The sequence below is a fragment of the Allobosea sp. OAE752 genome (assembly GCF_050433265.1).
In the GTDB taxonomy this organism is placed as follows: Bacteria; Pseudomonadota; Alphaproteobacteria; order Rhizobiales; family Beijerinckiaceae; genus Allobosea; species Allobosea spartocytisi.
The window spans coordinates 1-1,357 of sequence record NZ_JBNPXO010000026.1 but is presented as its reverse complement, the minus strand read 5'-3'; the positions used below and the strand labels follow the sequence as shown (position 1 = coordinate 1,357).

The window sequence follows — 1,357 nt, the reverse complement described above, 5'->3', positions numbered from 1 at the left end:
AGCATGCGTAATCGGGCGGACCCACGAGGGGTCGAGCTCCCATTAGGATCTAGGTAGATCCAAGAGGAGATACGCGATGTTCTACGCTGCGCTGGATGTGTCGTTGCGCTCGGTGGCGATCTGCATCATCGACCATGAGGGGAAGATTTGCCTGGAGCGCTCGGTGCGCTCCGAGGTTCCCGATGTCCTTCTTTGCCTTGCGGGGTTCGATCAGCCGATCCATCAGGTCGGGTTTGAGGCCGGTGCGCTGACACAGCCCATCACCTATGGGCTGGCCGAGGCTGGCTACGACGTCGTTTGCATGGAGGCGCGTCAGGTCGCGGCCGCGCTTTCAGCCATGCGCAACAAGACGGACAAGCACGACGCCCGCGGCATCGCCCAGATCCTCCGATCGGGGTGGTATAGCCGGGTGCATGTGAAGAGCGTTGAGAGCCACCACGTGCGAGCGCTGCTGACGAGCCGCAAGGTGATACAGCGCAAGTGCATCGACCTCGAGAACGAGATCCGCGGCCTGTTGCGGATTTTCGGCGTCGTCCTGCCTCTCCGACTCTCCCGAGGCGCTTTCGATGCCGCTGTGCGCGAGACGATCGAGACCGATCCTGCGCTCAGCCATGCGCTCCTGCCAATGCTGGAGGCACGGACGATGCTCTTCGAGACCTTCACCGAGCTCGATCGGCGAGCGAAGCGGGCCGCGCGCGAGGATGCGATCTGTCGGCGCTTCATGACCGTGCCGGGCGTTGGCGAGATCACCGCCCTCAGCTTTAAGGCTGCCGTAGACGATCCTGCCCGCTTCAAGAGTTCCCGAACAGTCGGAGCCCACTTCGGACTGACGCCGAGGCGCTTCCAGTCCGGCGAGACGGACAATCCAGGTCGGATCTCCCATGCCGGTGATGCCGACGTCCGGGCGACACTCTACGCGGCCGCGAACGCCATGTTGATGCGCTCAATCGCCTGGTCGAGACTCAAGGCATGGGGTGTGCGGCTGATGAAGACGAAGGGCCGCCGACGCGCCATCGTGGCGGTCGCGCGCAAGATCGCCGTCGTGCTCCATCGCATGTGGGCCGATGGTACCGACTTCCGCCTGGGATCGGAGGCTGCGGCATGACCTGACCACAGCTCTCAGCGATCCTGGCCGGGATCGTCCCACGCGGACGACGGGATGGATGAAGCCGAAAATGTCTGCTGCGCTTCAGAGCGCGTCCACAAGCGAGGCTCTCCAGACCCAATCCGATGCATGCGTGCAGCGGCTTCGCTCGATAGAAGCCACCAGACTGCGAAGAGAAGCGTGACCCGCGTGAACGAGACCCCGGCACAGAGGTGCAATCCGGGCTTGACCCAACTGCCCGATTAGAGAAGC

At 63.6% G+C, this 1,357-nt stretch carries 1 protein-coding gene; it reads left to right on the top strand.

All coding sequences use genetic code 11. The annotated features are described in order from the left end of the window. The first annotated feature begins 76 nt into the window (after nt 1-76). The gene (locus tag GGC47_RS27555) at nt 77-1,105 is read left to right on the top strand and encodes an IS110 family RNA-guided transposase (RefSeq protein ID WP_142021231.1); all 1,029 of its coding nucleotides are present in this window, start codon (nt 77-79) and stop codon (nt 1,103-1,105) included. The last annotated feature ends 252 nt before the right edge of the window (nt 1,106-1,357 follow it).